The organism is Couchioplanes caeruleus, assembly GCF_023499255.1.
Lineage (GTDB): Bacteria > Actinomycetota > Actinomycetes > Mycobacteriales > Micromonosporaceae > Actinoplanes > Actinoplanes caeruleus_A.
In genome coordinates this window covers 2333969-2347011 of sequence record NZ_CP092183.1, presented here as the reverse complement: position 1 = coordinate 2347011, position 13043 = coordinate 2333969, and the positions used below count along the sequence as shown (strand labels likewise).

Annotated in this window: 10 protein-coding genes; 1 reads left to right on the top strand and 9 read right to left on the bottom strand. The window is 73.5% G+C overall.

Annotated features, from left to right (window positions below; translation table 11 throughout):
- Positions 1 to 87: 87 nt before the first annotated feature.
- Positions 88 to 1131: a S1 family peptidase gene (locus tag COUCH_RS11030; RefSeq protein WP_249611977.1), complete on the bottom strand. Its 1044-nt coding sequence runs from the start codon at positions 1129 to 1131 to the stop codon at positions 88 to 90.
- A gap of 263 nt (positions 1132 to 1394) precedes the next feature.
- Here COUCH_RS11030 and COUCH_RS11025 point away from each other — a divergent pair, with 263 nt between their 5' ends.
- The gene (locus COUCH_RS11025) at positions 1395 to 3131 is read left to right on the top strand and encodes a VWA domain-containing protein (protein ID WP_249611976.1); all 1737 of its coding nucleotides are present in this window, start codon (positions 1395 to 1397) and stop codon (positions 3129 to 3131) included.
- 450 nt (positions 3132 to 3581) lie between these two features.
- On the opposite strand, the gene COUCH_RS11020 is transcribed toward COUCH_RS11025, so the two are convergent.
- From COUCH_RS11020 to COUCH_RS10985, 8 genes are all read right to left on the bottom strand, one after another.
- On the bottom strand, positions 3582 to 4847 hold the full coding sequence (locus COUCH_RS11020) for an FAD/NAD(P)-binding protein (protein ID WP_249611975.1): 1266 nt from the start codon (positions 4845 to 4847) through the stop codon (positions 3582 to 3584).
- A 949-nt stretch (positions 4848 to 5796) separates the two neighbouring features.
- Positions 5797 to 6369 (bottom strand): winged helix-turn-helix domain-containing protein, encoded by a 573-nt coding sequence (locus COUCH_RS11015; protein ID WP_249611974.1) that lies wholly within the window; start codon positions 6367 to 6369, stop codon positions 5797 to 5799.
- A gap of 388 nt (positions 6370 to 6757) precedes the next feature.
- Complete coding sequence (locus COUCH_RS11010; RefSeq protein WP_249611973.1) at positions 6758 to 7858, bottom strand: LLM class flavin-dependent oxidoreductase; 1101 nt, start codon at positions 7856 to 7858, stop codon at positions 6758 to 6760.
- Between the two features lies 1 nt (position 7859).
- Positions 7860 to 8279 carry a cupin domain-containing protein gene (locus COUCH_RS11005; RefSeq protein ID WP_249611972.1) on the bottom strand — a complete coding sequence of 140 codons (420 nt, stop codon included), beginning with the start codon at positions 8277 to 8279 and terminating at the stop codon, positions 7860 to 7862.
- Entirely contained in the window at positions 8276 to 10468 is a 2193-nt protein-coding gene (locus COUCH_RS11000) for a molybdopterin-dependent oxidoreductase (RefSeq protein ID WP_249611971.1), read from the bottom strand. Before COUCH_RS11000 ends, COUCH_RS11005 begins: the two co-directional genes overlap by 4 nt.
- Positions 10465 to 11175, bottom strand: coding sequence for an ABC transporter ATP-binding protein (locus tag COUCH_RS10995; RefSeq protein ID WP_249611970.1), 711 nt, complete (start codon positions 11173 to 11175; stop codon positions 10465 to 10467). The genes COUCH_RS11000 and COUCH_RS10995 overlap by 4 nt, the downstream gene beginning before the upstream one ends.
- Positions 11172 to 12131, bottom strand: a complete 960-nt coding sequence (locus COUCH_RS10990; RefSeq protein WP_249611969.1) for an aliphatic sulfonate ABC transporter substrate-binding protein — start codon at positions 12129 to 12131, stop codon at positions 11172 to 11174. The genes COUCH_RS10995 and COUCH_RS10990 overlap by 4 nt, the downstream gene beginning before the upstream one ends.
- Positions 12128 to 12979, bottom strand: coding sequence for an ABC transporter permease subunit (locus tag COUCH_RS10985; protein WP_249611968.1), 852 nt, complete (start codon positions 12977 to 12979; stop codon positions 12128 to 12130). The genes COUCH_RS10990 and COUCH_RS10985 overlap by 4 nt, the downstream gene beginning before the upstream one ends.
- Positions 12980 to 13043: the final 64 nt, after the last annotated feature.

Sequence of the window (13043 nt, the reverse complement as noted above, 5' to 3'; positions counted from 1 at the left end):
TGAATAGACGGATGTCGACTTCTTGCACCGATACGGCAGAAAGGCCCCGGCGGGCGGCCGGGGCCTTTCTGTGGTGGAGGATGGTCTTTAGAACACCGAGACGCCGTACACGCTCAGCGGCTCCACCACCGGCTGGAAGTAGGTGGTGCCCCCCGAGGAGCAGTTACCGCTGCCGCCGGAGGTCAAACCCAGGGCGGTGGTGCCGGAGTACAGCGAGCCGCCGGAGTCGCCCGGCTCGGCGCAGACCGTGGTGCGGATCAGACCGGAGACCGAGCCCTCGGCGTAGTTCACCGTCGCGTTGAGCGCGGTGACCCGGCCGGAGTGGGTGCCGGTGGTGCTGCCGCGGCGGTAGACGGTGGAGTTGACCGCCGGCGTACCGGCGGAGGTGATGTCCTGGCCGCCCACGCTGCCGCTGATCGAGACGCTCGACGTGGTGTAGCGCACGATGCCGTAGTCGTTGCCCGGGAAGCTGGTGCCGGCCCGGGTGCCCAGCGTCGTGGAGCCGTTGTTCCAGGTGCTGCCGATGTTGGTGCAGTGCCCGGCGGTCAGGAAGTAGTACGTGCTGCCGCTGCGGACGTTGAAGCCGAGCGAGCAGCGGGCCCCACCGGTGTAGATCGCGTCGCCGCCCGAGATGCGGGTGCTCAGCGTGCCGGGTACGGACTCGAAGCGGGCCTTGTCGCCCAGCTTGGCGACGATCGCCTTCACCGCGGCCAGCTTCGCGCCGGTCACCGTGCTGTCGGCGGTGACGAGGATCTGGTTGCTCACCGGGTCGACGGCGAACGTCGTGCCCGGGGTCTTGAGCGTCGACTTGAGCGTGGCGTCGGCGGCGGCCAGCGCGGCACCGCTGCGCTGGACGTACCGGGGCGTGGCGCCCGCGGCGGTCACGGACTGGGCGGTGGCGGCGTCGGTCACGTTGACGACGAGCTTGCCGCTGCTGTCGACGTACGAGCCGGCGGTCCGGTCACCGAGCCGGGCGTCGAGGGTGGACGCCAGCGCGGAGGGGGCGAAGGACGGGTCGGCGGCGGGGCCGGTCGGGGCGGCGGACGCGGGTGACGCGAACGCGCTGCCCAGCAGCAGGGCGGCGGCCAGGCCGACGATCGGTCGGCCGAGCTTGGAGCCGGGGTTACGCACGGGGGCCTCCGGTGGGGGATGGGGGTACGCCGGGAGCCCGGCGTACCGAGTGCCATCCGAAGTATTGAGAACAATCGATGACAACTCAAGGCTCCCGACTCCTTGCGTACGGTTGCCTAGAAGGTGATCAAGATGGGGGTGAGCTGGGCAAATGCCGCATGCATAACACCGGGCTATCACTCAGCCGGGATGACGGGACGATGAATTCGTACCGGTTGCTGACGAGACTGGCGCATGCCGGTCGATACGGCCATGATTGCTGCGTGACTGGCCGCCATCGTCGACACCTCAAGCCCGCCGCGCGCTTCGCCGCCATCGCGGCCGGCACGCTGGCCGTGGCCGGCGTGGTCGTCGGCGTGCGCACCGGCGTCGGCCAGGTCGACGCCGCGAACTGCGCGACCCCGGTGCGGCTCACCGTGGCCGCCCCGCAGGAGATCGCCCCCGCGCTGCGCACGACCGCGGCCGAATGGGCCCGCACGACGGCCGGCAAGGGCCGCTGTGTCGCCGTCGACGTCCAGGACCGCAACGCGCCGGACGTGGCCGCCGCCGTGAGCCGGGAGCAACGGGTGACGCTCGCCGGCGTCGGCACCGCGCAGGCCGCGGCGGTGCCGGACGTGTGGGTCGCCGACTCCGCCTCCTGGCTGCTCCGCCTCCGGGCCGCCGCGCCCGCCTTCGCCTTCACCGAGGACGGCTCGCTGGCGCAGAGCCCGGTCGTCGTCGCGATGCCCGAGCCGGTCGCCAAGGACCTCGGCTGGCCCCGCAAGCAGCTGACCTATACCGACCTGCTCACGACGATGACCACGGACACCAGCGTCCGCGCCGGCACGGTCGACCCGAGCCGGGACGCCGCCGCCCTGTCCGGACTGCTCGCCCTCAACGCCGCCGCGGCCCGGCAGCCGCGCGCCGATGCCGCCGGGGCCGTCCTGCGCGCGCTCGCCACGGATGCCTCCACGCTGCGCGAGGACCTCATGGCGCGGCTTCCGCAGTCCGACGACCCGGGCACCCTCGCCGGCAGCCTCGGCCTGGCCGTCATGCCGGAGCACGACGTCATCGCCTACAACTCCGACAACCCGGCCGTACCGCTCACCGCGCTGTACCTGACGCCCTCGGCGGCGCCGCTGGACTATCCGTTCGCGGTGCTCCCCGACGCCGACCCGGCCCACGCGGACGCCGCCCACCGGCTGTACGAGCACCTCACGCAGAGCCCCGCCTTCCGCGACCGGCTCGGCGCCGCGGGCCTGCGCTCGGCCGACGGCACCATCCCCACCGGCCTGCAGACGCCCACCGGAGCGCCGAGGGCGACCCCGCCCCCGGCCGACGGCGGCAGCGCCGCGAGCCCGAAGGTCGACGACGCCGCCATCAACCGCACGCTGGCCGCCTGGTCCGCGGTGGTCGCCCCGGCCCGGGCCCTCGCCGTCGTGGACGCCTCCAGGAGCATGAGCACCCCGGTCCCGTCGGCCCGCAACGCCACCCGCATGCAGGTCGCCCTCTCCGCGGCCAAGGGCGGCCTCAAGCTCTTCGGCGACGACTGGCAGCTCGGCCTCTGGATATCCGCGGCGGGCCTCGACGCCGGCGGCAACCACCGCGAACTCGTCCGCATCGGCCCGCTGCGCGACAACCGCGGCTCCGTCGCCGCGGCCCTCGGTGCCGTCCGCCCCAGCGGCGGCGACGGCGCTCTCTACCGCACGATCGTCGACGGCTACCGCCAGCTCCGCGACGGCTGGCAACCGGGCCGCGTCAACTCCCTCATCGTCCTCACCGACGGCGTCGGCGACGAAGAGATCTCCCTGCCCGACCTGCTCCGCCGGCTCAAGGGCCTGCAATCCGCGGACCGCCCGGTCCAGATCATCATCGTCGGCCTCGGCGACGCGGTGGACCGCCAGCCCCTGGAACAGATCACGGACGTGACGGGCGGCGGCGTCTTCGTGGCCGAAGACCCGGCCCAGATCGAGGCGGTCTTCCTCCAGGCCCTTTCCCTGCGCACAGCCACGCCCCGCTGACACCCCCTCCCGGCGCCCCTCCCCTCCCTTCCCGGCGCCCCTCCCCTCCCTTCCCGGCGCCCCTCCCTTCCCGGCGCCCCTCCCCTCCCGGCGGCCCCTTCCCGGCGGCCCTCCCCTCCCGGCGGCCCCCTCCCAGCGGGTCTCCTCCTCCCGGAGCCTCCCTCCCGACGGGCCTCCCCCTCCTGGCAGGCGCATTGCTTGGTTGGTGCGCTTGCCACGCGGTGAGACGCTGCCGCTTCCGCCGGGGTGCTGCTCCGCTTCCACCGCCTTGGCCGCGACGCTTCCCATCACGGTGGCTGCACCGCTTCCGTCAGGGTGCTGCTCCGCTTTGTGCGGCGGTCCTGGGTGACCGGCCCCGCCCAGGCCCGGCCCACGCCCCGCCCAAGCCGGTCGGCGCCGGGCCGGCTCGGATCGGCCCGGGTGGGCGGAGGTGTTGAAGCTCGTCGAGTGTTACGCCACCTGGGCGAGTTCCCGGCCCGGCTGGAGGTCGATCGCCAGGCTGCGGGCCTGCGCTCGGATCTCCGGTACCGCGGTCGTCTCCCACTGCGTACCCCGCCGGAGCGGGCCGATCAGCCAGAGCCGATCGTGGACCCGGCCGTCCGCCGCGACCACCCGGCCCTGGGCGTCGATGGCCAGCCCGAGGTGGTGCGGACCCGGCGTGGCCAGACCGGCTTCCAGCAGCCCGCCGACCAGCGGTCCCGCGCTTCCCGGCAGCCGGCCGGGGCCCGCGCAGTTGACCACGGCCGCGTAGTCGGCGAGGCCGGGCCAGGCGGCCACGCCGCCGCGGCGGATCTCGAGGAGGCCGGCCTCGCGCAGGGCGACCACCCGGGCCGCCACCTCCGGGGCCATGCGGTGGCGGTGGCATTCCCACGTACGGGCGAGGTGCCGCAGGAAGGCATCCTGCTCGTCGGCGGTCAGCGCGGTCCACAGGCGGTCCAGGTACGGCCGCGTCCCGTCCACCACCGGACGCCAGTCCCCCGCCTCGCCGGCGGCGGCCCGTACGACCCGGACGACGTCGCGCAGCGTGGCACAGTCGTCGAGCGCCGGCGCGGCGGGCGGCGCGGCATCGACCGTGTGGGTGAGCGGCAGCAAACCCCGCCGGCTCACCGCGACGACCGGGGCGGTACGGCGGCCGTCCGCGGTCAGGGTCAAGGCCACGTCGACCGCGGTCAGGCCGGTGCCGACGAGCAGCACCGGCCGGTCGGGCGGGAGGGCGTCCAGCACCCCGGGGCGCCACGGGTCGTCGATGTAGTTCCGGTGCCCGAGCCGCTGCCGGGCCGGCGCGGGACCGCCGGCAGCGAGGACGACGTGGTCGGCCCGCACCGCCGTACCGTCGTCCAGCACGACCGCGCCGCCGTCGGCGCCGGGAAAGACCCGTGTGGCCCGGGCCTGGCGCAGACGGAACCGGCCCGGGTGGGCGGCCACGGTCGCGTCGAGGACGGTACGCAGGTAGCGCCCGTACTCGCTGCGCGGCCGGAACTCCGAGGGCGCGGCACCGGACCAGCGCGCGAAGTGACCGGGGTCGTCCGGGTCGGCGCTCATCGCCCCGGCCCGCGAGTTCAGCAGATGCCAGGGCTGCGCGAGGCCGTACGCGACCCCGCCGCCGGGCTCACCCGGCTCCACGAGCACGACATCGTCCTCGCCGTTGTCCAAGAGCTCCCGCGTCACCAGGACGCCGGAACAGCCCCCGCCCACCACCGCCACCGTACGCTGCATGGCTCCCCCTATCTCCTATTAACACGATAGGTAGGACAGGCTTTGGAAACCAGGGGGCCACGCCGCCACGTTCGGGGAGAACCGGAATCGGATCGGACGAGCGGGCCGGAACAAGGCAGGGCGGACCGGCCGAGCGGTGCGTGCCCACACCGGCGAGCAAGAAGGCGGCGGCAGGGGCGGACGGAGGCGACGGGGCGGCGCGGCGCGGGCAGCGCGGCGCGGGCAGCGCGGCGCGGGCAGCGCGGCGCGGCGCGGGCAGCACGGGCAGCGCGGCGCCGGCAGTGCGGGCAGCGCGGGCAGCGCGGGCAGCGCGGCGCCGGCAGTGCGGGCAGCGCGGGCAGCGCGGGCAGCGCGGGCAGCGCGGGCAGCGCGGGCAGCGCGGCGCCGGCAGTGCGGGCAGCGCGGGCAGCGCGGGGGGCGTGCGCGGCGCACACAATGCGGACGGTGCGGCGTGGGGGCGTGCGCGGCGTGCGCCGCGACGACGGCACGGGCAGCGCGACACCGGCACCGCGGACAGCATGTGCGCAGCTGACGCTGCACAGCGCTGATGGCGCAGCGTAGGCGATGCGAGCGGCACAGCGCAGCGACGGCCCACCGAGGGGCAGCGGAGCGTGGGCGACGCATGCGGGCGACGCAATGGGGCACGCACGCGTGAGGTGGGCAGCGCGGCACGCACGGCGCGGCCCGGCCCGGCCCGCGCAGCCCGGCGGCCCAGCGGGATCAGCGGGATCAGCGGGGCGCGGGCGAGGCGCGCGGGCGAGGCGCGCGGGGGAGGCGCGCGGGGGAGGCACGCGGGGGAGGCGCGCGGGGCCGGACGGCGGCGTGATCCCGGCCGGGACGGCAGCGGCCGGGCGTGCGCCACTTCCGCTTCGCTGTGGGCGTACTTGAATGGAGAGCGTGGGCCCAGCGGCCGATCCCCGCGCGATGGCGGCGCGGGGATCGGTGGGGGTCAGGATTCGTCGATGGTGATTGTTGCTTCTTCCGAGAGCCGGTAGCCGACCCCGTACACCGTCGTCACGATGTCCGGGTTGCCGAGCTTGGTGCGGAGCCGGCTCACGTGGACGTCGACCGTGCGGACCGTGGTGTGGGTGTGGCCCCAGACGTGGCCGAGGAGTTGGCTGCGGCTGAAGACCTGGCGGGGGTGGTGGGCCAGGAAGAGGAGGAGTTCGTATTCGAGGCGGCTCAGGTCGAGGGGGCGGCCGTCGAGGGTGACCGTACGCGGGCGGGGCGAGAGGCGGAGGCCTCCGGCTGCCGGCGGCGGGGTCTGGTCCGGCACGGTGGGCGTGTCGAGGGCGATGTCGGCGCCGGGGCCGGCGGCGGCCAGCAGGTCGCGGAGGGCGGCCAGGACGCGTTCGCTCTCCTCGGAGCCGGGCGTGCCGAGGGTGATGGTGACGGTGACCGAGGAGGCCGGGTCCGCCGGGAGGGCGCGCAGGCGGGCGGTGGCGCGGGGGCGGCCCGCGGGGCCCCGGCGGGTGGGGGCGGTGCGGCTCAGGGACAGGTCGGCGACGGCGAGAACGGACATGGCTTCGGCCCTCCGGAAGGTTGTCACCGCAGCCGGATCTCGGCGGCGGATGAACAATACTTTTCCCATGTGTGGGATAGGTTTATAGGCGCACCGTGGCGCGCAGAAGATCATGCAGAAGGGGTACCGGCGGGACTCAGCCGGCGCACCTGGGGATCAGCAGGCGCGACACCGGGCGCTCGCACACCGGAGGAGGTCGATGGCGAGGCGGGACGTCAGTCTTGCGTCGCGCAACTGCATACGTGCGATCCTTCTCGCTCCGCCGATCCGGGTCAAAAGAAATCCAGAATGCGGGAGTATTTTCCACCGAAAATACAAAGCGGGCGCGCCGCCACCCGAAAAGGTGACGGCGCGCACATTTGACATTCCGGCCGGGCTGCTGAAGTAATCAGCCCGCGGCGACCACCAGCCGTTCCGCGTCGCGGCGGGCGACCTCGGCGCGGACCGACGGGATCAGCTCGCGGCCGTAGTCGACCGCGTCGTCCAGCGGGTCGTACCCCCGGATCAGGAACGTCGTGACGCCCAGGTCGTAGTAGTCCAGCAGCGCCCGGGCGACGGTGTCCGGGGTGCCGACCAGCGCGGTCGAGTTGCCGGCCGCGCCGCTCGCCCTGGCCGTCGCCGTCCACAGTGCCCGGTCGTGCCGGTCGCCGCCGGCTGCCGCGGCGAGCAGACGCCGGGACCCGACGTTGGCCGGGTTGTCACGGTCGCGGTTGCGGAAGAAGCGGGGCGCCGACACCGCTCCGATGCGGCCCAGAATGCTGTGCGCCCGTTCCCACGCCAGCTCCTCGGTGGGACCGAGGATCGGGCGGAAGGACACGGAGAAGCGGGGGTACGGGCGCCCCGCCGCGTCGGCTGCGGCGCGTACGGCCGAAATCTGCTCCTCGATCTGCGCGAGCGGCTCCCCCCAGAACATGTGCACGTCCGCGTGTTGCACGCCGGTGGCGTACGCGGCCGCCGAGGAGCCCGAGAAGTACAGCGGAATGGTGCCGTGCACGGGCCGGACCTGGGAGACGAAGTCCTCGAAGCGGTAGAAGCGCCCCTCGAAGGAGAACGGCGAGTCCGACGTCCAGGCCTGACGCAGGACGCTCAGGTATTCGCCGGTGCGGGCGTACCGGTCGTCCTTGGTCAGGTAGTCGCCGTCGCGGCGCTGCTCCACGTCGTGGCCGCCGGTGATGATGTTGAGGGTGACGCGGCCGCCGGTGAAGTGGTCGAGGGTCGCGAAGGTGCGGGCCGCCAGCGTCGGCGCCACGAAGCCGGGGCGGTGCGCCACGAGGTACTTCAGCGTGGTGGTGTGCGCCGCCGCGTACGCCGCGACCTGCGCCCCGTCCGGGTACGCCGAGCTGTACCCGATGAGCACCTGGTCGAAGCCGGAGTCCTCGTGCGCGCGGGCGATCCGGGCGGTGTACGCCGGGTCGATCAGCGCCGTGGTCGCGGGCACGCTCTCTGAGCCGTCCTGGGTGGCGATGAGGCCGATGAAGTCGACAGACATGTCAAGCCTTTCGGAGACTGGGCAGGTTGACGACGATGGCCTCCTGCGTGGTACGGGCGATGACGACGACCGCCTCGTTCTCGGGGTCGGGGTTCTCCTCGCGGTGCGGCACCCACGGCGGTACGAAGACGTAGTCGCCGGGTTTCGTCTCGAGGCGCCGTTCCGTGCCGGTGTCCGGGTCGAGGAAGACGAAGACCGGGTTGCCGCGGACGACGTAGATGGCGGTCTCGGACTCGCCGTGATGGTGGTTGTCGCTGACGGTCGACGCGGCGACGTGGGTCTCCCCCATCCACAGGTCCTTGCTGCCGACGGTCTTGCCGCTGATCGCCTCCACACGGCGCATGCCGGTGGTCTGCGCGGTGTCGCCGGAGAGCCCGAGCGGCGCGATGTGGTGCAGTCTCTGGTGGAAGTCGTCGGTCACGGGAACTCCAAGGGAGGTACGTAGGCGAGGACGGGCGGCAGCGGCCCGGTGAACAGGGAGATCTCGACCCGGGCCTGCTGGCCCGTGCAGCCCTGGGAGAGCCGGGACGTGCCCGCGTCGGCGGTCAGCGCGTTGGGGTTTCCGTGTACGCAGGTCGCGACGTCCGGCGCGGACGGGTCGAACCACGCGCCGGTGGACAGCTGCGCGACGCCCGGCATGCAGTCGCCGGAGAGCACGACGCCGGCCAGCAGACTGCCGGTCTCGTTGTGCACACGCACGATGTCGCCGGCCCGGATGCCACGTGCCGCCGCGTCGGCAGGGTTCATCCGCAGCGGCTCGCGCCCGTGCACCTTCGAGTCGCGGGACACGGCGCCCATGTCCAGCTGGGAGTGCAGGCGGGTGGGCGGCTGGTTGCAGATGAGCACGATGGGGGCCGGTTCCGGGCGGAAGTACGTGGGCGCGCCCGGGCAGTCGTCGTAGCCGAACGCCGCGACGGTGCCGGAGTACAGCTCGATGCGGCCGCTGGGAGTGTCGAGGGGACGGCCGGCGCGGAAGCCGGCGAACAGCACGGTGTCCTCACGGCGTCCCGGCAGTTCCAGCTCACCGAGCGCCCAGAACTCGTCGAAGCCGGGGAGGCCGTGCGGCTCCCGCCAGCCCTCGTAGAGGTGCCGCAGCCACTCCCGCGTGGTCCGTCCCTCGGTGAACGCCGGCCGGTAGCCGAGCCGGTCGGCCAGGTCGGCGAAGATGGCGTAGTCGTCGCGGGCCTCGGCGTACGGGCGGTCCGCGGCCTGCATCGCGATCAGGTGGGTGTCGCCGCGCCCGGCACCGAGGTCGTCGCGTTCCAGCGGGGTCGTCACCGGCAGCACCACGTCGGCGTGCCGCGCGGTGGCCGTCCAGTACGGCTCGTGCACCACCACGGTCCGGGGACGAGCGAACGCCCGCCGCAGCCTGCCCAGATCCTGGTGGTGGTGGAACGGGTTGCCGCCGGCCCAGTAGACGAGCTCCACGGGCGGGAACGTGCGCCGCCGCCCGTCGTAGTCGAACTGCTCCCCCGGGCGCAGCAGCAGGTCGGCCACGAGCGCGCACGGGATGAAGTCCCGCACCGGGTTGGGGACCTGAGGGAAGGTCGGCAGACGGTACGGGATCCGGCCGCCCCCGACGTCGCCCATCGAGCCGTACCCGTGTCCGAAGCCGCCGCCCGGCAGCCCGATCTGGCCGAGTGCGGCGGCCAGCGCGAGGCCGGCCCACAGCGGCTGCTCACCGTACGGGGCGCGCTGCAGCGACCAGCTGACCGTGACCAGCGTACGGCCGGCCGCCATGCGCCGGGCCAGGTCCACGATGGACTCCGCAGGCAGGCCGCTCTCCGCGGATGCCCAGGCCGGGGTCTTCTCCTTGACGTCGGCGAGCAGGCGGTCGGCGCCGACGGTGTGCCGCCGGAGGAAGTCCAGATCCGCGAGGCCCTCGGCGGCCAGCACGTGGATGAGCGCGAGCATCACCGCCACGTCGGTGCCGGGGCGGATCGGGAGCCATTCCCCGCGCAGCTCCGGCGACAGGTCGTCGCGCAGCGGGGAGAGCGAGGCGACGCGCAGGCCGCGGGCCGTGGCCGCGCGCAGGTGGCCGCGGAAGTCGTGGGTCGCCCGGCCGCCCGGGGTGACGTACGCGTTGGCGGTCCGGATGCCGCCGAACGCCACGACCAGGTCGGTGTGGGCGGCGATCACCGGCCAGTCGGTGCCCGCGCGGATCACATCGTGGGCGCCTCGCGGGCCGACCAGGTGCGGGAACGCGACCAGGGACGCGCCGAGGCTGTAGCTGTTGCGTGAACCGGTGAAGCCGCCGCCGAGGGCCAGGAAGCGGTGCAGTTGGGACTGCGCATGGTGGAAGCGGCCGGCGCTGGCCCAGCCGTACGAGCCACCGAAGATTGCGCTGCGGTCCGGGACGCCGGCCAGCGCCTCGGCCACGACGTCGAGCGCGGTGTCCCAGGTGACCTCCTCGAAGGAGTCGTACCCGCGCCCGGCCCGGTGGCGCCGCAGCGCCGGCCGCGCCACCCGGGAGCGGTGCCGGTGCGCGGCGGCGATGTTGCCCAGCAGCGGCGAGGGATCCGGGTCGCCGGGGCGGGGCGTGACGCGCAGCGCCGGTCCGCTCCCGCCGACCCGGAACGCTCCCCAGTGCGAGCTGCTGGTGGCGGTCACCGCTCGACGACTCCCAGCTCCGCGAGGAGCTCGGCGCGGAGCGCGACGAACGCCGCGTCGCCGCGGGACCGGGCCGCGCCGGCGACCCGGTGGTCGGCGGCGATCCGGCCGTCGCGCATCGTCAGCACCCGGTCGGCGAGCAGGATCGCCTCGTCGACGTCGTGGGTGACCAGCAGCACGGCGGGGCGGTGCCGGGAGATGAGGTCGCGGACCAGGCCGTGCATGCGGATGCGGGTCAGCGCGTCCAGCGCGGCGAACGGCTCGTCGAGCAGCAGCAGCTCCGGCTCGCGGACCAGGGCCCGGGCCAGCGCCACCCGCTGCGCCTCGCCGCCGGAGAGGGTGACCGGCCAGGCGTCGGCGTGGTCACCGAGGCCGACCTCCTCGAGCGCGGACTGCGCCCGCGCCCGGGCGGTCCCGCGCGGCAGGTTGATCGCGACGTTGCGCCAGACCTTCCACCACGGCAGGAGCCGGTGCTCCTGGAAGACCACGGTGGACGACGGCGGGACGGTCAGGTCACCGCCGTCGACCCGGTCGATGCCGGCGAGCGTACGCAGCAGAGTCGTCTTGCCGCAGCCGCTCTTGCCGATCAGGGCGACGAACTCGCCACGCCGGATCTGCAGGTCCAGCTCGTGCAGCACGGTGCGGTCGCCGTAGCGGCGGGTGACCGACCGGGCCCGGACCGCGGGCGCCTCGACGGCGGTGGTCACAGCTTCACCGCGTGCTCGGCGATGTCGATCTTGCCGCTGAGCACCTTGCGTTCGCTGAGCCAGTCCGCGCCGGCCTGCAGGGCGGCGATGCCCTCGTCGTTGATGAGGCTCCACGTCGTCTGCACGTTCTGCTCCACGATCTTGTCGACGACCGGCTGCGGATACCTGGACACCTCGTTGCCGATCTTCTGAGCCTCGGCCTGGTTCGCGTTGGCCCAGTCCGCCTCGGCCTTGTACGCGGCGATCACCTTGCGGATGGTGTCCGCCTCCTTCCTGGCATAGTCCTCGCGAACGAGGTATGTCGAGAAGTCGATCTGGCGGTCGAGCTCCTTGCCGTCGGTGAACAGCCGCTTGGCGCCGTACTGGACCTCGGCGAGCTCCATCGGGCCGGACCAGATGCCCCACGCGTCCACCTTGCCGCTGCCGAAGGCCGGGGCGGCGTCCGGCGGGTTGAGGTACGTGAACGTCACCGACTCGCGCGGCACGCCGTACTTCTCGAGCGCCGCGACGAGCAGGAACTCGCCGAGGCCGGCCTTGTTGACCGCGACGTTCCTGCCGGCCAGGTCCTTGACGGAGGTGATGCCGGAGTTCGGGAGCACGAGGATCGAGGACAGCCGGGGCGTGGTCTTGGCCCAGGCGACGTACGTCAGCTTGTTGCCGGACAGCAGGGCCTGGTCGGCCGGGGTGGAGCTGCCGCCGAAGCTGAAGTCGGCGGTGCCGGTCGCGACGGCCTGCAGCGTGGGCGCGTGGTTGGGGAACGGGCCCACCCACTCCACGTCGATGCCCTGGTCCTTGAGGGTCTTCTCGAAGACGCCGCGGGTCTTGGGCACCGAGATCACGCCGTACGTGAGGCGGACCTTCTTGCGCCCGCCGGCCTCGGCCGCGGTGCTGCCGCACGCCGCGAGCACGGGAAGAGAGAGGGCTGCTCCCAGCAAGTTGCGACGGGACAGGGTCACTTGGTTCCTCCGGTGTAGTTCGGGTGCCAGGCCAGGAGGCGTCGCTCCAGGGCCCGGGCGAGCAGGTCGGTGGTCAGGCCGATGAGCGCGTACAGGACGATGACCAGGACGATCACGTCGGTCTGCAGGAACTCGCGGGCGTTGGTGGCCATGTAGCCGATGCCGGCGGGCGCGCCCACCGTCTCGGCGATGACGAGCGCGAGCCAGGCGTTGGTCAGCGCCAGCCGTACGCCCAGCAGCACGGACGGCAGCGCGCCGGGCAGGATGACCGTGCGCACGAGACGCAGCCGGGGCAGGCCGACGACCCGGCCCATCTCCAGCAGTTTCGGGTCGACCTGGCGGATGCCGAGCACGGTGTTGAGGTAGATCGGGAAGAGCGTGCCGAGCGCCACGAGGAAGTAGCGGCCGCTCTCCCCGACGCCGAACCAGACCATCACCAGCGGCAGGATCGCCAGGAACGGGATGGCCCGCACGATCTGGATGCTGCGGTCGACGATCGCCTCGCCGAGCCGGGAGAAGCCGGTCAGCGTGCCGAGCACGAGGCCGAGGCTGCCGCCGGCGGCGAGCCCGATCGCGGCCCGTTTCAGGCTCTCCCACAGGTGGTTCGGCAGCTCGCCGGTCTCGGTCAGCCGCCACGCGGTGGTGCCGACCGAGCTGGGCGCGGGCAGCACGTTCGGTGCGATCACCCCGGCCCGGGCGAGCAGTTCCCAGACGCCGAGCAGCAGCAGCGGCACGGTCCAGGAGATGACCTTGTACGGCAGTCCGCGGCGGCGCGGCACTGCGACGGGCGGTGCGCTGGTCTGCGCCGTCCGAGGGGTGACCTCGGCGGTGATGGCAGGGGTGGACATGGCGGCAACTCTGTCGCCGCCAAGTTCTCCATGTCAAGCAAACCCTCTAGGTTTACTAGGATAT

Bases quoted from the DNA above. Each gene is read 5' to 3' on its own strand.
- COUCH_RS11020 (WP_249611975.1), bottom strand. From the start codon at position 4,847: ATGCAGCGTACGGTGGCGGTGGTGGGCGGGGGCTGTTCCGGCGTCCTG.
- COUCH_RS11015 (WP_249611974.1), bottom strand. From the start codon at position 6,369: ATGTCCGTTCTCGCCGTCGCCGACCTGTCCCTGAGCCGCACCGCCCCC.
- COUCH_RS11010 (WP_249611973.1), bottom strand. From the start codon at position 7,858: ATGTCTGTCGACTTCATCGGCCTCATCGCCACCCAGGACGGCTCAGAG.
- COUCH_RS10985 (WP_249611968.1), bottom strand. From the start codon at position 12,979: ATGTCCACCCCTGCCATCACCGCCGAGGTCACCCCTCGGACGGCGCAG.